The organism is Blautia sp. XA-2221 (assembly GCF_028767025.1).
Lineage (GTDB): Bacteria > Bacillota > Clostridia > Lachnospirales > Lachnospiraceae > Blautia_A.
On record NZ_JAJQXX010000001.1, the window covers coordinates 225,443 to 245,397 of the forward strand.

The 19,955-nt window shown below is 45.2% G+C and carries 17 protein-coding genes and 1 pseudogene; all 18 read left to right on the forward strand.

Annotation, left to right across the window (positions count from 1 at the left end; translation table 11 throughout):
- The first annotated feature begins 477 nt into the window (after positions 1-477).
- The 18 genes and pseudogenes from LU279_RS01070 to rsmH all read left to right on the forward strand — a co-directional run bounded on the left by LU279_RS01070 (position 478) and on the right by rsmH (position 19,944).
- A complete protein-coding gene (locus LU279_RS01070) occupies positions 478-1,992 on the forward strand; it encodes a hypothetical protein (protein ID WP_274420159.1) in 1,515 nt (504 codons plus the stop codon).
- Between the two features lie 198 nt (positions 1,993-2,190).
- Complete coding sequence (locus tag LU279_RS01075) at positions 2,191-3,654, forward strand: UDP-N-acetylmuramoyl-L-alanyl-D-glutamate--2,6-diaminopimelate ligase (protein WP_274420161.1); 1,464 nt, start codon at positions 2,191-2,193, stop codon at positions 3,652-3,654.
- 28 nt (positions 3,655-3,682) lie between these two features.
- On the forward strand, positions 3,683-5,896 hold the full coding sequence (gene priA / locus LU279_RS01080; RefSeq protein ID WP_274420162.1) for a replication restart helicase PriA: 2,214 nt from the start codon (positions 3,683-3,685) through the stop codon (positions 5,894-5,896).
- Positions 5,897-6,018: 122 nt separating this feature from the next.
- Positions 6,019-6,492: a peptide deformylase gene (gene def / locus LU279_RS01085; protein WP_274420164.1), complete on the forward strand. Its 474-nt coding sequence runs from the start codon at positions 6,019-6,021 to the stop codon at positions 6,490-6,492.
- Between the two features lie 3 nt (positions 6,493-6,495).
- A complete protein-coding gene (fmt, locus tag LU279_RS01090; protein WP_274420166.1) occupies positions 6,496-7,461 on the forward strand; it encodes a methionyl-tRNA formyltransferase in 966 nt (321 codons plus the stop codon).
- Positions 7,462-7,467: 6 nt separating this feature from the next.
- Positions 7,468-8,169, forward strand: coding sequence for a zinc metallopeptidase (locus tag LU279_RS01095; RefSeq protein WP_274420168.1), 702 nt, complete (start codon positions 7,468-7,470; stop codon positions 8,167-8,169).
- Positions 8,162-9,514: a 16S rRNA (cytosine(967)-C(5))-methyltransferase RsmB gene (rsmB, locus tag LU279_RS01100; RefSeq protein WP_274420170.1), complete on the forward strand. Its 1,353-nt coding sequence runs from the start codon at positions 8,162-8,164 to the stop codon at positions 9,512-9,514. Before LU279_RS01095 ends, rsmB begins: the two co-directional genes overlap by 8 nt.
- Before the next feature lie 4 nt (positions 9,515-9,518).
- A complete protein-coding gene (gene rlmN / locus LU279_RS01105) occupies positions 9,519-10,559 on the forward strand; it encodes a 23S rRNA (adenine(2503)-C(2))-methyltransferase RlmN (RefSeq protein ID WP_274420172.1) in 1,041 nt (346 codons plus the stop codon).
- Between the two features lies 1 nt (position 10,560).
- Positions 10,561-11,307, forward strand: coding sequence for a Stp1/IreP family PP2C-type Ser/Thr phosphatase (locus LU279_RS01110; protein WP_274420173.1), 747 nt, complete (start codon positions 10,561-10,563; stop codon positions 11,305-11,307).
- Complete coding sequence (pknB, locus tag LU279_RS01115; RefSeq protein WP_274420175.1) at positions 11,301-13,490, forward strand: Stk1 family PASTA domain-containing Ser/Thr kinase; 2,190 nt, start codon at positions 11,301-11,303, stop codon at positions 13,488-13,490. Before LU279_RS01110 ends, pknB begins: the two co-directional genes overlap by 7 nt.
- 3 nt (positions 13,491-13,493) lie before the next feature.
- Positions 13,494-14,372: a ribosome small subunit-dependent GTPase A gene (rsgA, locus tag LU279_RS01120; RefSeq protein ID WP_274420176.1), complete on the forward strand. Its 879-nt coding sequence runs from the start codon at positions 13,494-13,496 to the stop codon at positions 14,370-14,372.
- 4 nt (positions 14,373-14,376) lie between these two features.
- Complete coding sequence (gene rpe, locus LU279_RS01125) at positions 14,377-15,051, forward strand: ribulose-phosphate 3-epimerase (protein ID WP_274420178.1); 675 nt, start codon at positions 14,377-14,379, stop codon at positions 15,049-15,051.
- An 8-nt stretch (positions 15,052-15,059) separates the two neighbouring features.
- Positions 15,060-15,719 (forward strand): thiamine diphosphokinase, encoded by a 660-nt coding sequence (locus LU279_RS01130; RefSeq protein ID WP_274420180.1) that lies wholly within the window; start codon positions 15,060-15,062, stop codon positions 15,717-15,719.
- Positions 15,720-15,937: 218 nt separating this feature from the next.
- Positions 15,938-17,035 (forward strand): redox-regulated ATPase YchF, encoded by a 1,098-nt coding sequence (gene ychF, locus LU279_RS01135; protein ID WP_274420181.1) that lies wholly within the window; start codon positions 15,938-15,940, stop codon positions 17,033-17,035.
- Between the two features lie 12 nt (positions 17,036-17,047).
- Positions 17,048-17,860 (forward strand): annotated as a pseudogene (gene lgt / locus LU279_RS01140) (prolipoprotein diacylglyceryl transferase); the annotation flags it as partial.
- Positions 17,861-18,176: 316 nt separating this feature from the next.
- A complete protein-coding gene (locus LU279_RS13575; RefSeq protein ID WP_442870138.1) occupies positions 18,177-18,263 on the forward strand; it encodes a hypothetical protein in 87 nt (28 codons plus the stop codon).
- 266 nt (positions 18,264-18,529) lie between these two features.
- Complete coding sequence (gene mraZ / locus LU279_RS01145; protein ID WP_274420184.1) at positions 18,530-18,961, forward strand: division/cell wall cluster transcriptional repressor MraZ; 432 nt, start codon at positions 18,530-18,532, stop codon at positions 18,959-18,961.
- 38 nt (positions 18,962-18,999) lie between these two features.
- The gene (gene rsmH, locus LU279_RS01150; protein WP_274420186.1) at positions 19,000-19,944 is read left to right on the forward strand and encodes a 16S rRNA (cytosine(1402)-N(4))-methyltransferase RsmH; all 945 of its coding nucleotides are present in this window, start codon (positions 19,000-19,002) and stop codon (positions 19,942-19,944) included.
- Positions 19,945-19,955: the final 11 nt, after the last annotated feature.

Genomic DNA, 19,955 nt, shown 5'->3' on the forward strand with positions numbered 1-19,955 from the left:
CATCTATCCAAAACCTATTATATCGGAGAAATGTGTGCAAAGTGTGTACTGTTTCTAAAAGAAAACGAAAAAATCTAAAGAAATATTAAATTAAATTTATAATTAAAAGGCTGTATTGTATCTTTTGAAAAAGCATGGTACAGTAAATCTGTCATAATCCACAGTCTTGTGGATCCTTAATTGCAGACAGCTTGTTTCGGGGATAGTTAAGAAGCTGTTATAGTTCAGAAGCACCGTTCGGTGCAAAATTCCATAGATGAAAAACATGAAAGACCGGAGAACAAGATCAGAAAGGGGAGATGCCATTGACAGGGGAAATCTTTAACAGGTAAAAGGAAAAGGGAGTTTAGCATTTGCTGATGATTGCTGCATATATAGCACTGTTCTGCCGGATTACGGGTAATAAAGTGAACCGGAAATATTATTGAAAGAAGGAACAGTGACGATTTTTGCAGCAGAGCAGAAAGAGGGAATATTATGAAAAAAAGAATATGGCGCAAAATAAAACAGGCTGGTCTGGCGGTTTTACTGGCAGGATTTATAATGGCATCCGGAGAACAGGAAATTTTTGCACGGCTGCCAGTTACAGAACAGGAAAACCCTGTAGAAAGGTCAGTGAAATGGGAAAAGAACCCAGAGGGACTGTGGAAACTGGAACGTGAAGCTCATACACAAAGGGGGCGGGAAACCGTAGAAGAGGAACTGCCTGAAGATGAAACCGGGAATAATGTTCAGAATGGAATGGGACAGCCAGAGGAGAACCTGTTTGGTCAGGAAATCGTAGATGAGGGAGCAACCGGGGGAAATTCTGGTAATGATACGCAATTCGGAACAGAAACAGAAGATCTTGACGGAGAAGCAGAAAACGGGGAAAGCACAATTCCGGAAGAGGAAGAGAAGCCTGAGGAAAAACCGGGTACAGGCACAGAAGAAAATCCGGATGCAGAACCGGAAGCAGGAGAAGACACAGAAAATCCGGATGCAGAGCCGGAAGCAGGAGAAAATACAGAAAAACCGGAAGAGGAAACAGCAGATTTTATTTTGACAGCAGAGGTAAACCCGGAAACAGCCAGAGCGGGCGAAACGCTTGTCTGTGAAATAACAGCTGAAAATACAGGAACGCTTCCTCTGGAAAATCTCAGCTTTTTTTGTGAACAGCTGGACAGTACACTGAAAGCAGTTCTGGAAAATCAGCAGGGCGAGGAACTTTCCTGGGAAAATACCGGAATGTTGCTGCCGGGAGAGAGAAGAAATTTTTTCATTTGTATTTCTGTTCCGGAAGACAGGACAGAGGCGGTAAATTTTGAACTGACAGCCAGGGCACAGCCTCAAAACACAGTAAAGGAAGAAGCTGATCCTGGTGATTTTTCAGCGGAGGAAGCTCCGGAAACAACGCCTGATGAAATCAGTCGTACTGTTACTGTAAATACAGAAATTGAAGCGCTGAAAGCGGATTTTCAGGTAACAAAAACAGCGGACAGGACAGCTGCGGTGCCTGGCGACAGGGTGCTTTTTCAGATATGCATCAGGAATACCGGAGAGCGGATCCTTCATTCCGTGCTGACTACAGAAAAGTTCCAGACAGAGAATATTCCTGTAAGGTTTTTGGAAAAGGAAGGCGTACTCCTTGACAGTACAGGGACGAAGGCGTTGGTCAGTCAGCTGCTGCCCGGACAGGCAGTCAGCCTTCAGGCGGAGATTGTGATTCCGGAAGAAATAAAAACCAGTAAACTGATTAATGAAGTGGAGGTAGTAACAAAAGAAACAGGTGAAAAAGCAGTGACCTCCAGAGCAGAAGTGCAGATTCATAAGCTTGTTCAGGCTGAACAGGAAGAAAGCAAGGGGATGGAACCACCGTCAGAAAAAAGTTATCCTGCCTCCACAAGACCGAAAACCGGAGATGAAACAGGAGGGATACTGTGGTGTGTGATTCTTCTGGGTGCGTTCGGGGCTGTGTCCCTGAGTTGTTATGGATTGTTTCGCCGGCGGTAACTTGTGAGTTTTCATAAAGCTTTAATGGAGAACAAGTTTCCGGAAACTGGAAAAAGGAAGTTGCCTTTACATTTTTTCTGAGCCGTTTATTGTGAAAGATAAGAAAGGAAACGTTGAAAACACCCCCTGTGTGTGCTATTCTATAAAAGAGTATATTCAACGGCAGAATGATGCCGTATGCTTCTTGGAGGAAGAAAAATGAAACTATCAGCATTATTGGAACGTTTAGAATACACCTGCTGTCAGGGAAGCGTTGAGCAGGAAGTAAGTACAGTTGTCTATGATTCCCGCAAGGTACAGGAAAAGTCTCTTTTTATCTGTATCCGCGGCGCAGTTGTGGATGGACATAAATTTGTTTCTGATGTTATTGAAAAGGGTGCGAAGGTTCTTGTAGTGGAAGAAAATGTGCAGGCGCCTGAGGATGTGACAGTGATCCTTGTTAAAGATACCCGGTATGCAATGGCTTTTATTTCCGCCGCTTACTTCGGTTATCCGGCAGAGCAGCTGAAAACCATTGGGATCACAGGAACAAAGGGAAAGACAACTACTACTTATATGGTAAAGTCCATTCTGGAAAATGCAGGATATAAAGTAGGACTGATCGGAACCATTGAGGCGATCATAGGAGAACAGGTGATTCCTGCGGCAAATACCACACCGGAATCCTATGTGGTTCAGGAATATTTCCGCAAAATGGTGGATGCAGGCTGCGACTGTGTAGTAATGGAGGTTTCCTCTCAGGGTCTGATGCTTCACAGGACCCAGGGTTTTGTGTTTGATTACGGTATTTTTACCAATATAGAGCCTGACCATATCGGACCAAATGAGCACAGGGATTTTGAACATTATCTTTCCTGTAAATCAATGCTTCTGAAACAGTGCAGGGTTGGAATTGTGAACAGAGATGATGAGCATTTCCAGAGTATCATTCAGGACCACACCTGTGCGCTTGAAACCTATGGATTTTCGCCGGAGGCAGATTTAAGGGCAGAGGATGCGCATATGACCGGCGGAAAAGGCAGTCTGGGTATTTCCTATCATGTGAAGGGGCTTATGGATTTCCCTGTAGAGATTGATATTCCTGGAAAATTCAGCATTTACAATTCCCTTACGGCTATTGCGATCTGCCGACATTTTAAGGTTTCCGAAGAAAATATCATCCGCGCTCTGAAGGCTGCAAAGGTAAAGGGCAGGATTGAAATGGTAAAGGTATCAGAGGATTTTACTCTGATGATCGACTATGCTCATAACGCTATGGCTCTGGAAAGCCTTCTGACAACCCTCAGAGAATATCAGCCTCACAGACTTGTGTGCCTGTTTGGCTGCGGAGGAAACCGGGCGAAATCACGTCGTTATGAGATGGGAGAGGTATCCGGACGGCTTGCGGATCTGACAGTCATTACTTCAGACAACCCCAGATTTGAGGATCCTCAGGAGATCATAGACGATATTAAGACCGGAATTGCAAAAACCAGTGGAAAATATGTGGAGATCTGCGACCGTAAGGAAGCGATCGCCTACGCGATCCATCATGGAGAACCGGGAGATATTATTGTACTGGCCGGAAAAGGTCATGAAGATTACCAGGAGATCAAAGGAAAAAAATATCCTATGGATGAGCGTGTTCTGATCGCGGAGATCCTGGAAGAGGACAGAAAATAACTGTCTGACAGCAAGAAAGAGAGATTGCATGATTTATGCAGATATTATTATAGACATATCCCATGAAAAGCTGGACAGAAGCTTTCAGTACATAGTTCCTGAGGAGCTGGCATCAGAGATACGTGTAGGTATGGTTGCGGCGGTTCCTTTTGGCAACTGTGAGAGAAAGGGATATGTGATCGGACTTTCCCGGGAACCTAAAATATCACCGGAGAAACTTAAGCCGGTTCTGAATCTTCTCAGCAGTCAGGAAACAACTGAAGCCAGACTGGTTTCTCTGGCTTCCTGGATGCGGGAACGTTATGGATCCACCATGGCTCAGGCTCTGAAAACCGTACTTCCCGTAAGAGAAAAAATCCGGGCAAAGGAAAAAAGGATGATCTGTCTGAATGTGGAAAGGGAAGAGGCGGAAACCCTTGTCCAAAAGCTTGAATCCGGCAGGTGTAAGGCAAGGGCCAGACTGGTCAGGGCGCTGTTGGAAGAGGGAAGTCTGGACTATACGGAGGCTGCGGCAAGACTTAAGATAAATGCCTCTGTTCTGAAACCTCTGACAGAAGAAGGCATTATCCGTATAGAGCAGGATGAAGTATACCGGATGTCTGTGGACGGAGATGTGATCCCAAGAGAAAAGCTTTCCGTTCTGACACCGGTACAGCAGAGAGCCTTTGAGGAAATAAAAAATGAGTGGGGCAGACCTGCTCCACGTCCGGTTCTGATCCATGGAATTACCGGAAGCGGAAAAACTCAGGTATATATGAAGCTGATACAGGAAGTGGCGGAAAAAGGAAAACAGGTGATTGTACTGATTCCGGAGATCGCCCTTACTTATCAGACGGTGAGAAGATTTTACGGATGGTTTGGAGATAAAGTTTCTGTACTGAATTCCAGGCTTTCACCCGGAGAGAGGTATGATCAGTTTAAAAGAGCCAGACGCGGGGAAATACAGATTATGGTAGGTCCCCGCTCGGCTCTTTTTACCCCGTTTTCCAATCTGGGGCTTATTATCATTGACGAGGAACATGAGCAGACTTATAAAAGTGAGAGCAGTCCCAGATATCATGCCAGAGAAACCGCAGTTCAGAGAGCGGCCATGGAAGGGGCAAGGGTTGTATTAGGCTCTGCGACTCCTTCTCTTGAAGCCTATACAAAGGCTGTTTCCGGAGAGTATGCTCTGGTAAAAATGACGGACCGATATGAAAAACGTCCTTTGCCTGAAGTATCAATTGTGGATTTGAGGGAAGAATTAAAAGCAGGGAACCGGTCGATTTTAAGCAGAAAGTTAAAATCTGCCATTGAGCAGAGGATTGAGGCAGGAGAACAGACTATGTTGTTTTTAAACAGGCGCGGTTATGCAGGATTTGTATCCTGCCGCTCCTGCGGAGAGGTTCTGAAATGCCCTCACTGTGATGTGGCTCTTGCCGAGCATAATAATGGGAAAATGATCTGTCACTACTGCGGTTACCAGAGACCGAAAGTACCGGTGTGTCCCTCCTGCGGTTCGCCGTATATTGGCGGTTTTAAGGCGGGAACACAGCAGATAGAGAATGTTCTTCATAAATGCTTTCCGAAGGCAGGCATTTTGCGGATGGATTACGATACGACCAGAACAAAAGGAAGCTATGAACAGATCCTTTCTTCCTTTGCAGACCATGAGGCAGATATTCTGGTAGGCACTCAGATGATCGTTAAGGGACATGATTTTCCGGACGTGACACTGGTAGGCGCCATAGCGGCAGATCTTTCCCTGAATGCTTCTGATTATCAGTGCGCGGAAAGAACTTTTCAGCTTCTCACTCAGGCAGTGGGAAGATCCGGGAGAGGAAAAAAGCCGGGGGAGGCTGTGATACAGACCTACCATCCGGATCATTACAGTATCCAGGCTGCGGCAGAGCAGGATTATGAAAAGTTTTATGAGGAGGAAATGAGTTACCGAACTCTTCTGGATTATCCTCCGGCAGCGCATATGCTTTCTGTTCTCGGCTCCGGGGAGGATGAAGAACTTCTGGAAAAGGGGATGGACTTTTTGAGAAAGTTTGCAGAGCGGGTCAGCCCCGGTAAAGAACTTCATATTATAGGACCGGCCTGGGCTTCTGTAGGAAAGGTAAATGATGTGTACAGAAAAGTTCTGTACCTGAAGCACAGCGAGGAAAAAGTCCTTCTGGACATAAAAAATAAATTTGAAAAATATATTGAGATCAATTCCGGTTTCCGGAAATTATATATACAGTATGATTACATCTGATGCACAAAGAGAAATCTTATGGCAGGATCCCGGTAATACAGGAAGCTGCCGGAAGATACTCCGGGCAGGAATGATGATCTGAAAAAGTACACAGGAGAATCACATAGAAGGGAGAATGAATTATGGCACTTAGAAAAATAAGAACTGAAGGGGATCCGGTATTAACAAAGGTAAGCAGACCTGTAACAGAAATGACACCCAAGCTCCGCACTCTGATTTTTGATATGCTGGATACTATGTATGAGGAAATGGGTGTGGGACTTGCCGCGCCTCAGGTGGGTATTCTGAAACGTGTAGTTACCATTGATGTGGGAGATGGTCCGATTGTTCTTATTAACCCGGAGATCATAGAAACATCCGGAGAGCAGACTGGCGACGAAGGATGTCTCAGTGTGCCGGGAATGGCAGGACAGGTTACACGTCCGAATTATGTAAAGGTAAAAGCTCTTGATGAAAACATGGAAGAGGTGATCTATGAGGGAACCGAGCTTCTTGCAAGAGCGTTCTGCCATGAGATCGACCACCTGGATGGAAAAATGTATACAGAACTTGTGGAAGGAGAACTTCACAGAACAGTTTATGATGACGAGGTGTAAAATATGAAAATTGTGTATATGGGAACTCCGGATTTTGCAGTGCCGCCTCTTACAGCTCTTGTAAAAAACGGATATGAAGTTACAGCAGTCGTAACGCAGCCGGATAAGCCAAAAGGCAGAGGAAAAACGCTTCTTCCCACTCCGGTAAAGGAGGAAGCTCTGAAACACGGAATTCCGGTATATCAGCCGCAAAAGGTCAGAGATCCGGAATTTATGGAGATCTTAAAAGAGCTGAACCCGGATATTATTGTTGTGGCAGCTTTTGGCCAGATCATTCCCCGGGACATCCTGGAGCTTCCGGAACTTGGCTGCATTAATATCCATGCTTCTCTTCTTCCAAAGTACAGAGGCGCCGCTCCTATTCAGCAGGCGGTCATTGACGGGGAAAAGGAATCAGGTGTAACTATCATGCAGATGGGAACAGGACTGGATACCGGAGATATGATATCTCAGGCTGCTGTTCCTCTGGATGAAAAGGAAACAGGAGGCAGCCTTTTTGATAAACTGGCTGACCTGGGAGCAGATCTTCTGGTAAAAACCCTTCCGTCTATTTTTGACAGAACAGCGGTGAGGGAGAAACAGCCTGAGGAAAGTCCTACGCCATATGCGTCCATGATCACCAAGCAGATGGGTCTTATGGATTTCAGCAAAAGCGCTCAGGAGCTTGAACGCCTTGTCAGGGGGATGAACCCATGGCCAAGCGCTTATACCTTTCTGAATGGCAAGACCTTTAAAATCTGGGAGGCTTCTGTGGTATCTGTGCTGAACGGGGACGGAAAGTCGGCAGCAGAACCGGGAACCGTGATTGCTGCAGATACGGGTAAAGATGGGATCCATGTTGCCTGCGGAAAAGATATTCTTGTTCTCACAGAGGTTCAGCTGGAAGGAAAGAAACGTATGGACGCGGCATCTTTCCTCAGAGGATATCAGGTGCAGCCGGGAACAGTGCTGAAAGATCATAAGGAGTGATAAGACATGTACGGATATGGTTTTTATTATGACAGAACATATATACTTCTTGTAATAGGAATGCTTCTTTCTGTAGCAGCCTCCGCAAAGTTAAAAAGTACCTTTGCAAAGTACAGAAGCGTCAGAAACGCTTCCGGACTCACCGGAGAACAGGCTGCAAGAAGAATCCTGCAGGCGGCAGGAATTACAGATGTACAGGTACGCGCTGTGTCAGGAAGTCTTACAGACCATTATGATCCCAGAACAAAAACAGTAAATCTTTCTCAGGATATCTTTGGACAGTCATCTCTGGCAGCAGTGGGAGTGGCTGCACATGAATGCGGACACGCCATCCAGCATGCCATCCACTATGCGCCGCTGGAAATCCGAAGCGCTATTGTTCCTCTTGCAAACTTTGGAAGCACATTGTCCTGGCCGTTGTTTTTCCTGGGACTTATTATGAGTTTTCGTCCTCTTATCACAGCGGGAATCGTGATGTTTTCGCTGGCAGTTCTGTTTCAGCTTGTAACTCTTCCGGTGGAGATCAATGCTTCTTCACGGGCTCTTCGTATGCTGGAAACCACAGGGATTCTTGGAAGAGAGGAAAATGCAGGAGCGAGAAAGGTTCTTACAGCAGCAGCTCTTACCTATGTGGCGGCTCTGGCATCATCCATTCTTCAGCTTTTCAGACTGATTATTCTTGCAGGAGGACGTAGAAACGATGACTAACGGCATCAACACAAGAGAAATGATCCTGGAGATCCTTCTTCAGATCAATGAGGAGGGAGAACACAGCCACATTGCCATCCGCAATGCACTGTCAAAATATCAGTTCCTTCCCAAGCAGGAACGTGCTTTTATAACGAGGGTATGCGAGGGAACACTGGAATACAGGATTTATATTGACTATATTATTAATTCTTTTTCAAAAATAACCGTAGATAAGATGAAACCGCCTATCCGCGAAATCCTGAGAAGCGCTGTATATCAGCTGAAATTTATGGACAGGGTGCCGGACAGCGCAGTGTGCAACGAGGCAGTAAAGCTTGCACAGAAAAAAGGCTTTTACAATCTGAAGTCTTTTGTGAACGGAGTTCTCCGTACAGTTGCAAGACAGATGAATGAACTTGAGTATCCTTCCAGAGAAAAGAATCTGGTAAGACATCTTTCTGTACGCTATTCTATGCCGGAGCATCTGGTGCTCCGGTGGCTGAATGAGTACGGTGAGGAAACCACAGAAAAAATGCTGGCGGATTTTCTTAAGGAAAAATCACTGACTGTACGTTGCCGTACATATTTGAACTCCGTGGAGGAAACCTGTGAGAGCCTCCGTTCTCAGGGAGTGACTGTGGAGGACGTGCCCTATCTTCCCTATGCAAAAAAAATCTCCCATTTTAATCACATTCTTGCGCTGGATGCTTTTATTCAGGGAAAGATCATGGTTCAGGATGTAAGTTCCATGTTCGTTGCGGAAATTGCAAATCCTTCAAAGGGAGATTATGTGATCGACCTTTGTGCGGCGCCGGGAGGCAAGAGCCTTCATGTGGGAGATAAAATGGAAGGCTTTGGAACAGTGGATGCCCGGGATGTGAGCCAGTATAAGGTGGATCTCATAGAAGAAAACATACATCGGGCCGGAGCGATCAACGTTCAGGCAAAGGTAAAAGATGCGACGGTATTTGATGTAGATTCAGAATGTCAGGCAGATATTGTACTGGCAGATGTGCCGTGTTCCGGGTACGGAGTGATTGGAAAGAAGCCGGAGATCAAATATCGTTCTACTGCACAGAAACAGGAAGAGCTGGTGATCCTGCAGCGAAATATTCTGGACAAAGCCGCTGAATATGTAAAGCCGAGAGGGGTGCTTATTTTCAGTACCTGTACTATTGCAAAAGAAGAGAATGAAGAAAATATGATGTGGTTCATGAACAATCATCCTTTTAAGCTGGAAAGCATTGACGAGTATATTCCGGACGAACTGAAATCTGAGACAACTGCTCTGGGATATCTGCAGCTGCTTCCGGGCGTTCATGGAACAGATGGATTTTTTATTGCAAGATTCAGAAGGAAATAGATCAATGACAGATATTAAATCAATGACACTGACAGAGCTGAAGGACCTGATGACCGAGATCGGAGAAAAGCCGTTCCGGGCAAAACAGATCTACAGCTGGCTGCATGAGCATCTGGCAGCTTCCTGGGAAGAGATGACAAATCTTCCCAAAAGCCTGAAACAGAAACTGGAAGCATATCCGATCACAGCGTTGGAAACAGTTGACGTACAGATTTCAAAAACTGACGGTACACGGAAGTATCTGTTCCGGCTCAGTGACGGAAATATGATCGAAAGTGTACTTATGAAATATAAATATGGAAACTCTGTGTGTATTTCCTCACAGGCAGGCTGTAGAATGGGCTGCAGATTCTGTGCATCCACCATCGGGGGGCTTGCCAGAAATCTTCTGCCCTCTGAAATGCTGGATCAGATCTATCGGATACAGGCGTCCATAGGTGAGAGAGTTTCCAATGTTGTAGTTATGGGTTCCGGAGAACCTCTGGATAATTATGATAATCTTTTGAGATTTATCCATATTCTTACAGAGGAAGGCGGACTTCATCTCAGCCAGAGGAATCTGACTGTTTCCACCTGTGGACTTGTGCCAAAAATGTACGAGCTGGCAGAAGAGAAGTTTCAGATGACACTTGCGGTATCTCTTCATGCCCCGAATGATGAAAAAAGGCAGGAGCTGATGCCTATTGCAAAGAAATACAGCATGGATGAGCTTCTGGAGGCCTGCAGGAATTATTTTGATAAAACAGGACGGAGAATTACATTTGAATACAGCCTGGTAGCAGGAGTAAATGACAGCGAAGAAAATGCCAGGGAGCTGGCAGGCCGTCTGAAAGGATTGAACTGCCATGTGAACCTGATCCCTGTAAACCCTGTCAGAGAGCGTTCTTTTGTGCGTTCTACTCGCCAGGCGGTGGAGAATTTCAAAATAAATCTTGAAAAATGTGGAATTAATGGTACTATTAGAAGGGAAATGGGCAGCGATATAGACGGTGCCTGTGGGCAACTAAGAAAAAGGTATATGGAAAAAACAGAAAGTGAGAAGTGACATGAGGGTATATTCAGCTACAGATGTGGGGCAGAAGCGGAAAATGAACCAGGATTATGTGTTCGTGTCCAAAGACCCGGTAGGAAACCTTCCCAATCTGTTTGTCGTTGCTGATGGAATGGGCGGTCATAACGCGGGAGATTTTGCATCTTCTCATGCGGTTCAGATATTAGTGGACGAGATTCGGAAAGATGCGGATTTTAACCCGGTCAAGGTGATCCGTCATGCCATTGAAACTGCCAATGCGGAAATTCTGACCCGCGCGCAGGAAGAGGAAGACCTCAGAGGAATGGGGACTACGATTGTGGTAGCAACAATTGTAGGACATTATGCATATGTGGCAAATGTGGGGGACAGCCGCCTGTATCTGATCCAGGGGCAGATTCACCAGGTTACCAAAGATCACTCTCTGGTGCAGGAAATGGTGAGAATGGGCGAGATCAAGCCGGAAGAGGCAAGAAATCACCCGGATAAAAATATCATCACAAGAGCGCTGGGAGCGGAAAGAACTGTTGATATTGATTTTTTTGATCTCCAGCTGGAGCCGGGAAGCACGATCCTGATGTGTTCTGACGGGTTGAGCAACATGGTTGAGGACAGTAAGATTGAAGAGATCATACAGAATGAGACAGAGGAACTGCCGGAAAAAGGGGAGAAACTTTTAAGAGAGGCAAACCAGAACGGCGGTAAAGACAACATTGCAGTGGTTTTAGTAGAACCATTCACAAATGAGGTGGAAAAATGTTAAAAGCAGGAATGATCATAGCGGAGCGTTATGAGGTTTTAGGAAAAATAGGCACAGGCGGCATGGCTGATGTGTATAAGGCAAAGGATCACAAGCTGAACCGCTTTGTTGCGGTTAAAGTGCTGAAGCCGGAATTTCGGGAGGATAAGACATTTATCCGGAAATTCAGAAGTGAGGCTCAGGCAGCTGCCGGTCTGACACATCCCAATATTGTTAATGTATTTGACGTAGGTGATGATGAGGGCGTTTATTACATTGTCATGGAGCTGATCGAGGGAATTACCCTGAAGGAATATATTGCAAAAAAAGGAAAGCTTTCCATTAAAGAAGCAACCAGTATTGCGATCCAAGTTTCCATGGGACTGGAGGCAGCTCACAATCATGGGATTGTTCACCGTGATGTGAAACCTCAGAATATTATCATTTCCACAGACGGAAAGGTGAAGGTAACAGATTTTGGTATTGCCAGAGCGGCTTCTTCCAATACCATCAGCTCCAATGTTATGGGATCTGTTCATTACAGTTCACCGGAGCAGGTGCGCGGCGGATACAGTGATGAGAAATCTGATATTTATTCACTGGGAATCACTCTGTATGAAATGGTTACCGGACGCGTTCCTTTTGACGGAGATACTACAGTAGCCATTGCGATCAAACATCTGCAGGAGGAAATGGCTCCTCCAAGCGTTTATACAGAAAACCTTCCGTACAGTCTGGAACAGATTATTTTCAAGTGTACACAGAAAAGCGTAGGACGCCGTTACGAAAAAATGGAGGATGTGATCGCAGATCTGAAACATTCTCTGATCGATCCTCAGGGAGATTTTGTAAAACTCAATGATGTGGTGGATACAGATGCCAAGACAGTTGTAATATCAGATGAAGAGCTGGGTGAGATCAAACACACTCAGAAAAACAGAACTGTTCAGAGAAAACCTGAAGTAGAGATGCTTGAGGATGAGGAATACGAAACCGACTATGATGACGGTGATGATGACAGAGAGTATGAGCGCAGACGTGCCGCTGAAAAAGAAAAAAGAAAAAAGAAAAAACGCAGAACCACAAGCAGAGCAGTAACAATAGTTGCCCTTCTTGCAGGGGCGGCAGTTCTTGCAGGCGGAGTCTTCCTTATTGTAAAAAATACAGGCGTCTTTAGTAAGACAGAAGAGCCGGGACAGATACAGCAGGCGGATAATAAGGATGAAGGAATGGTTGTGGTTCCGGATCTGGTAGGAAAGACAGAGGAAGAGGCGAAAGCTCTTGTGGAGGCAGTCAACCTTGGAAAGCAGATGATTGGTGAGGAAGCATCCGATCAGGAAAAAGGAAGAATTTCTTCCCAGGATATTCCGGCAGGAACAAAGGTTGAGGCATATACAACTCTGAAGTATTCTATCAGCAAGGGCCAGGAAGATCTGACTATTCCGGAGTATGATGAAACAGTAACTGCATATGCTTATCAGAAATCTCTGGAGGATATGGGACTTACTGTAATCGTTCAGAAAGAATATAGTGAGGATGACGGAACAGGCTATCCTGTTGTGGAACCGGGATATGTAATGGCTGTTTCACCGGAAGCAGGTTCTGCCGCAAAATCAGGAGACACAGTAACATTGACAGTCAGCAGAGGCTTAGACTGGGGAGATGGCGCTGAGGTTCCGGACGTTGTGGGTGCCACAGAGGAAGATGCGGTGACATCTTTTGGTAAATGGACAGAAATTAATATTACAAAACAGCAGAGTGCAGATGTTCCGGCAGGTCAGGTTATTTCTCAGAGCCCGGAGGCAGGTACAGCAGCAGATCCGGATGAACCGGCCAGCCTTGTGGTAAGTTCAGGAAATCAGCCGCCGGAAGCAGAACCTGCAGCAGATCCGGGAACACAGGCAAGCGCAGATACCGCTGCCCAGCAGAAAGCGGCAGCAAACGGAGAAGTATGGAAATGTACACAGAGCCTGAATACTCCTCAGAATTATAAGGGAGGCGCGCTGCGTCTGGAGCTGATCCAGGAGGTAAACGGAGAATCCGAGGCCTTTACAGTGGTAGACGGAAAGACTCTTACTTTCCCGTATAAACTGGATATAACAGGAAGCCCGGGAGTAAGCGAGGGAACTCTTTCTGTGTCTGAAATGGTGAATGGTGAATATCAGCAGCTTGGAACTTATCCTCTTACCTTTGAGAAAGCAGAGTAGTGCATGGAAGGTAAGATCATAAAAGGGATTGCCGGTTTTTACTATGTACATGCAGCAGACGGTAATATTTATGAATGCAGGGCAAGAGGGATTTTTCGTAAGGAGAATCAGAAGCCTCTGGTAGGTGATAATGTGGAGATCACTGTTCTGGATCAGGAAAAAGCAGAGGGAAATCTGGTAAAGATCCTTCCCCGTAAAAATTCTCTGATCCGTCCGGCAGTGGCAAATGTGGATCAGGCATTTGTGATTTTTGCCATGGATGATCCGAAACCGAACTTTATGCTTCTTGACAGATTTCTTATTATGATGGAGCAGGCCGGTGTTCCGGCAGTGGTCTGCTTCAACAAAAAGGATCTGGCAGAGGAAACGGAGATCAGGGATCTTTATGACACCTATACCGGCTGCGGATATCAGGTTCTTTTATCCAGCGCTGTTAAGGAAGAAGGACTTGATGAAATATACAAAATCCTGAAAGGAAAGACCACAGTGGTGGCAGGTCCTTCAGGTGTGGGAAAATCTTCTCTGACGAACCTTCTTCAGAAAGAGGTTCAGATGGAAACGGGAGAAATCAGCAGAAAGCTGAAGCGGGGAAAACATACGACCCGCCATTCCCAGGTGATTCCTGCAGGAGAAAACACCTATCTTATGGATACGCCGGGATTTTCTTCCCTGTATCTTACAGATATGGAGGAACAGGAACTGAAGGATTATTTTCCCGAGTTCCGAAAATACGATGATCAGTGCCGATTTCTGGGATGCAGACATATCCATGAGCCGGGCTGCCGTGTAAAGGAAGCCCTTGAAGCAGGGGAGATCAGTCGTCTCAGATATGAGGACTATTTAGGATTATATGAAGAATTAAAAGAGAAAAGGAGATATTGATTACATGGACTATCATTTGTGTCCCTCAATTTTATCAGCAGATTTTAATCGTCTGGGCCAGCAGTTACAGACTCTGGAAGAGGAAGGAGTAAAATGGCTTCACATTGACGTTATGGATGGAGATTTTGTTCCAAGCATATCCTTTGGAATGCCGGTGATCCGTTCTATCCGGAAAGAATCAAAGATGTTTTTTGATGTGCATCTGATGGTATCTGCCCCGGAACGTTACATTCAGGACTTTGTAGACTGCGGAGCAGATTCCATTACCGTACATGCAGAGGCATGCGAAGATCTGGAACGTGCTATTGAACTGATCCGTGATGCAGGAGTGAAGGTTGGAGTTTCCATTAAGCCGGCAACTCCGGTAAATGATATCAGTCATCTTCTCGATGATGTGGATATGGTTCTTGTTATGACTGTGCAGCCAGGCTTTGGCGGTCAGAAATATCTCAGCGAGTGTACAGAAAAAATTGAGGAGCTTCGCGAACTGATTGACAGAGAGCATGCGGACGTTGATATTCAGGTTGACGGCGGAATCAATGATGAAACCATGGAAACAGTTATGAAGGCCGGAGCCAATCTCCTTGTGGCAGGGTCTTATGTGTTTAATGGAGATCTTGCTTCAAATGTAAGAAATATTACAAAAAGAATGCAGCATATTAAAGAAGAGATTGAATAAAACATATCATGAAAAATGCAGTCATTGTAAGCGGGGGCAATATCAATACAGATTTTGCCCTCCGTTTTTTGGAAAAAAATACAGATGAAAATACTTCTCTGATCGCAGCAGACAGGGGATTGGAATTTTTTGAGAGAACAGGACTTGTTCCTGACCTTGCGGTAGGAGATTTTGACAGTCTTTCCGAAAATGGAAAGAAATTTCTGCAAACCCTTAGAAATACGGAGATTATAAAGCTTCGACCGGAAAAGGATGATTCCGATACCCAGTCAGCGGCCTGCGCTGCCATGGACAGAGGAGCAGAGAAAATTATTATTCTGGGCGCCACAGGAAACAGAGTAGATCACCTTCTTGCAAATTTCGGACTTCTCGTTCTGGGAAAGGAAAGAGGCTGTCGGATTATTTTGGCAGATCCCTGGAATTATATAAGGCTTATCGAAAGCGGGACTGTTCTGAAACGGTGGGAACAGTTTGGAAAATATGTGTCTTTTTTTTCCATTGGAGGAGATGTACCTGGACTTACTCTTAAAGGCTTTAAATATCCCCTGAATCGCCATTATCTGACAGCGTCTGACAGCGGCCTTACGGTCAGCAATGAGATTGTGGAAGAGGAAGCTGTAGTAGAATTTGAAAAAGGAATCCTTCTTATGCTTATGACAAGGGACTAAATACAGAGGCTATGATTGGGAGGATTTTGCGCTTTTACGCAAAACACAACCAATATAAAAAGGAACATAGTTGTAAAACAGAGATCTGATGTGGTATACTTTAAACCGAATCAGGGCTCAGACTGTATTGTGAATCATGAAGAATACAGTCCCTATGATTTTTTAGAATATTAACATAAATATCATAAAAATAAAAACCTCAGGAGGAAATATAAAACATGAAGCTTGGAATTGTCGGCCTTCCTAACGTAGGCAAGAGTACACTTTTTAATTCTTTAACAAAGGCAGGAGCGGAATCTGCCAATTATCCTTTCTGCACCATTGATCCCAATGTAGGTGTGGTAACAGTTCCTGATGAGAGACTGAAGCTTCTGGGAGATTTTTATCATTCAAAAAAAGTAACTCCGGCAGTGATCGAATTTGTGGATATTGCAGGACTTGTAAAAGGAGCATCCAAAGGCGAGGGTCTGGGAAACCAGTTCCTGGCAAACATCCGTGAGGTAGATGCCATTGTCCATGTGGTGCGCTGCTTTGAAGATCCAAACGTAATCCATGTAGATGGAAGCATTGATCCTATCCGTGATATTGAAACCATTAATCTGGAGCTTGTATTCTCTGACCTTGAAATTCTGGAAAGAAGAATCGCAAAGGTTACAAAAACAGCGAGAATGGATAAAGAAGCGGCAAAAGAACTTGAATTCCTTCAGAAAATAAAGGCTCATCTGGAAGACGGAAAGCTGGCTATCACTATGGAACTGGAAACAGAGGATGAAGAAGCGTGGATGGGAACTTACAATCTTCTGACCTGGAAGCCTGTGATCTATGCGGCAAATGTGGCAGAGGACGAGCTGGCAGATGACGGCGCATCCAACCCTCACGTAAAGGCTGTTAAGGATTATGCCGTTCAGCAGAACAGTGAAGTTTTTGTGATCTGTGCAGGAATTGAGGAAGAAATTTCCGAGCTGGATGATGATGAGAGAAAAATGTTCCTGGAGGATCTGGGACTGACAGAGTCCGGTCTTGAAAAACTGGTCCGCGCAAGCTACCGCCTTTTAGGACTTATGAGCTTCCTGACTGCAGGAGAGGATGAAACAAGAGCATGGACTATTAAGATCGGAACAAAAGCTCCTCAGGCAGCCGGAAAGATCCACACAGATTTTGAGCGTGGATTTATCAAAGCAGAGGTTGTAAATTATCAGGATCTTCTGGACTGTGGTTCTTATGCAGGAGCCAGAGAAAAAGGTCTGGTTCGTATGGAAGGAAAGGAATATGTGGTTCAGGACGGAGATGTGATCCTGTTCCGTTTCAATGTATAAGCAGGTGCGTGTATGAATACATCAGTTCGATTCCCAAATCTGAATATTAATTTTGATTTTGTAGGAAAGTCCGTTTCAGTTTTCGGATTTGAGCTTACTTTTTTCGGGCTTCTGACAGCAGCAGGTATGCTTCTTGGACTTGCGGTAATGATTTTTGTGGCAAAAAAACAAAAAGAGGATCCCAACCTCTGTCTGGAAGCAGTGATCCCGGCTTTTCTGGGCGGTGTGCTGGGCGCAAGACTTATGTACGTGGCAGTAAACCGGGAGATGTTTGCAGGAAAATCCGTTATGGAGCTTATGGATATCAGAAATGGTGGAATGTCCATATACGGCGGTATTTTAGGCGGAATCCTGGTTGGTGCGATTTATTGTAAAATCCGAAAAATTTCTTTTGCACAGATGGCAGATACTGCCAGTATGGGACTTCTGACAACGCAGATAATAGCAGTGTGGGGAAACTTTTTTAGCCGGGAAGGTTTTGGGGAATATACGGACAGCCTTCTGGCTATGCAGATTCCGGCAGATGCGGTCAGCAGAGCTCAGATTTCAGAGCTGATGGCCGGCCATTTGTCAGAAGCAGACGGTATTTCCTGGATACAGGTGCATCCTCTGTTTCTTTACGAGAGTATCTGGTGTCTTGTGCTGTTTCTGATTCTTATGTTGTACACAAAACACAGGAAATATCCGGGAGAGATCCTTTTAAGATATCTGGCAGGCTACAGCCTTGGACGGGCAGGGATAGAATTTCTTCGACCGGATCCGATAACTGTTCCGGGAACAGAGATCCCCATTTTGGTGTGTGTGCTGCTTGTTCTTGCCGTTACGTTTGGAGTTACAGCTTCTGTCCGCAGAAGCCTGACAAAAAAACGTGAAAGATACAGAGCCCGCAGGAGAGAGGAAAAAAGAGCTGTTCTGAATTATGATGATATTCAGACTTACGAGGATGTATCTCATGAATTTATGGGAACAGACATCAAAGAAGAAAATAAAGAGACTGAAGAAAAAGAGGTTCCTGAAGATGCAGAAGCGGATGAAAAATCAGAGCAGGGAGTCTCAGCCGGATCAGACAGCAGAACTGAAGAAGCTGAATCAGAAAAAGCTGAAACGGAAGATACAGAACTGTCGGAGAAAGCTGAACGGAATGATCCGGAACAGGGAGGACCTTCCCAAATGTCTGAAGGAAAGCCAGAGGCTTGACAGGCTGATTGAGAAATTTCAAAGCATATAATAACGAAAAAGGATTCTGTGGCAGACCTGTCAGAGAATCCTTTTTATCAGAGAAAAAAGCTGGAAAAATCCGGCTTTTTTTCATTTAAAAAAATAAAAAACCTGAGATTCCCACTTGTAATTTCAAAGTAAATGGGGTAGAATGGGTTCATAAGTGGTAGAAAGTGGTGAATAGTGGTAGTGAATGGAGGGAATATGGCAGACCCATCCGTTTCTGCTGGAAAGTACGAAGGGGAGAATCGTACTTTGCGAGAGTAGGTGAGTTACATGTTCATGGGAGAATACAACCATACAATAGACGCGAAGGGGCGTCTGATCATCCCGGCGAAGTTCAGAGAGCTTTTGGGAGAAGAGTTCGTTCTGACAAAGGGACTGGATGGTTGTCTTTCTGTTTATCCTATGGATGAATGGAAAGCCTTTGAAGAAAAACTCAGAGCCTTACCACTTACAAATAAGAATGCAAGAACCTTCTCACGATTCTTTGTTGCAGGAGCCACAATGTGTGAGCTGGACAAGCAGGGGAGAATTCTCGTGCCTCAGACGCTTCGGGAGTTTGCTGGTCTGGAAAAGGACGTGGTTTTAACGGGAAATCTGAACAGGATTGAAGTCTGGAGCAGAGAAAAATGGAGCGAGAACTGTAATTATGATGATATGGACAGTATTGCAGAGGGTATGCAGGATATGGGTATCATCATTTAAGTATTACGCCGGAAGTAAATCCAACACAGGAGACGTATATGGAATTCAGACACAAATCGGTTTTACTGGAAGAAACCATTGAAGGTTTGAAAGTAAAGCCTGACGGAATCTACGTGGATGGAACTCTGGGAGGTGCAGGGCATGCCGTAGAGGTGTGCAGCAGACTTTCTGCCAAGGGGAGATTTATTGGAATAGATCAGGACCAGGATGCAATAATTGCTGCGAGTGAAAGGCTGGCTGCCTATGAAGACAGAGTGACGATCATTCGCAGCAATTATTGTTACATGGTAAATGAGCTTAAGAACCTTGGTATTCATCAGGTAGACGGAATATTGCTGGATCTGGGAGTATCTTCCTACCAGCTTGACAATGAGGAGCGCGGATTCACCTACAGGGCAGACGCGCCTCTTGACATGCGTATGGATCAGAGACAGACCCGTACTGCAGCTGATATTATCAATGGTTACGAAGAAAAAGAACTGTACCGGATCATTCGTGATTACGGTGAAGATAAATTTGCGAAAAATATTGCAAAACATATTGTGGCTGCCAGACAGGAAAAGCCAATACAGACTACGGGAGAGCTGACGGAAATTATCCGCCGTGCGATTCCCATGAAGATTCAGGCAGCGGGGGGACATCCTGCAAAGAGAACTTTTCAGGCTGTCCGAATCGAACTGAACAGAGAACTGGACGTACTCAGGGAGTCTCTGGATGGAATGATCGACATGCTGGGAGACGGAGGAAGAATCTGTATCATTACATTCCATTCTCTTGAAGACAGGATTGTCAAGACGATTTTCCGCAAAAATGAGAATCCCTGCACCTGCCCTCCGGACTTTCCGGTCTGTGTGTGCGGCAGGAAGTCCAAAGGAAAAGTGATCACCAGGAAACCGATTCTGCCGGGAGCAGCGGAGCTGGAGGATAATTCCAGATCAAAGAGCGCCAAACTGCGTATATTTGAACGCAGAGTGGAGCAGTAGGAAGATTTAGT

Coding starts and splice junctions, on each gene's coding strand:
- LU279_RS01075 (WP_274420161.1), top strand. CDS start 2,191: ATGAAACTATCAGCATTATTGGAACGTTTAGAATACACCTGCTGTCAG.
- priA (WP_274420162.1), top strand. CDS start 3,683: ATGATTTATGCAGATATTATTATAGACATATCCCATGAAAAGCTGGAC.
- LU279_RS01095 (WP_274420168.1), top strand. CDS start 7,468: ATGTACGGATATGGTTTTTATTATGACAGAACATATATACTTCTTGTA.
- rlmN (WP_274420172.1), top strand. CDS start 9,519: ATGACAGATATTAAATCAATGACACTGACAGAGCTGAAGGACCTGATG.
- LU279_RS13575 (WP_442870138.1), top strand. CDS start 18,177: ATGATCCGGAACAGGGAGGACCTTCCCAAATGTCTGAAGGAAAGCCAG.
- LU279_RS01070 (WP_274420159.1), top strand. CDS start 478: ATGAAAAAAAGAATATGGCGCAAAATAAAACAGGCTGGTCTGGCGGTT.
- pknB (WP_274420175.1), top strand. CDS start 11,301: ATGTTAAAAGCAGGAATGATCATAGCGGAGCGTTATGAGGTTTTAGGA.
- LU279_RS01130 (WP_274420180.1), top strand. CDS start 15,060: ATGAAAAATGCAGTCATTGTAAGCGGGGGCAATATCAATACAGATTTT.
- rsgA (WP_274420176.1), top strand. CDS start 13,494: ATGGAAGGTAAGATCATAAAAGGGATTGCCGGTTTTTACTATGTACAT.
- rsmH (WP_274420186.1), top strand. CDS start 19,000: ATGGAATTCAGACACAAATCGGTTTTACTGGAAGAAACCATTGAAGGT.
- rpe (WP_274420178.1), top strand. CDS start 14,377: ATGGACTATCATTTGTGTCCCTCAATTTTATCAGCAGATTTTAATCGT.
- mraZ (WP_274420184.1), top strand. CDS start 18,530: ATGTTCATGGGAGAATACAACCATACAATAGACGCGAAGGGGCGTCTG.
- rsmB (WP_274420170.1), top strand. CDS start 8,162: ATGACTAACGGCATCAACACAAGAGAAATGATCCTGGAGATCCTTCTT.
- def (WP_274420164.1), top strand. CDS start 6,019: ATGGCACTTAGAAAAATAAGAACTGAAGGGGATCCGGTATTAACAAAG.
- ychF (WP_274420181.1), top strand. CDS start 15,938: ATGAAGCTTGGAATTGTCGGCCTTCCTAACGTAGGCAAGAGTACACTT.
- LU279_RS01110 (WP_274420173.1), top strand. CDS start 10,561: ATGAGGGTATATTCAGCTACAGATGTGGGGCAGAAGCGGAAAATGAAC.
- fmt (WP_274420166.1), top strand. CDS start 6,496: ATGAAAATTGTGTATATGGGAACTCCGGATTTTGCAGTGCCGCCTCTT.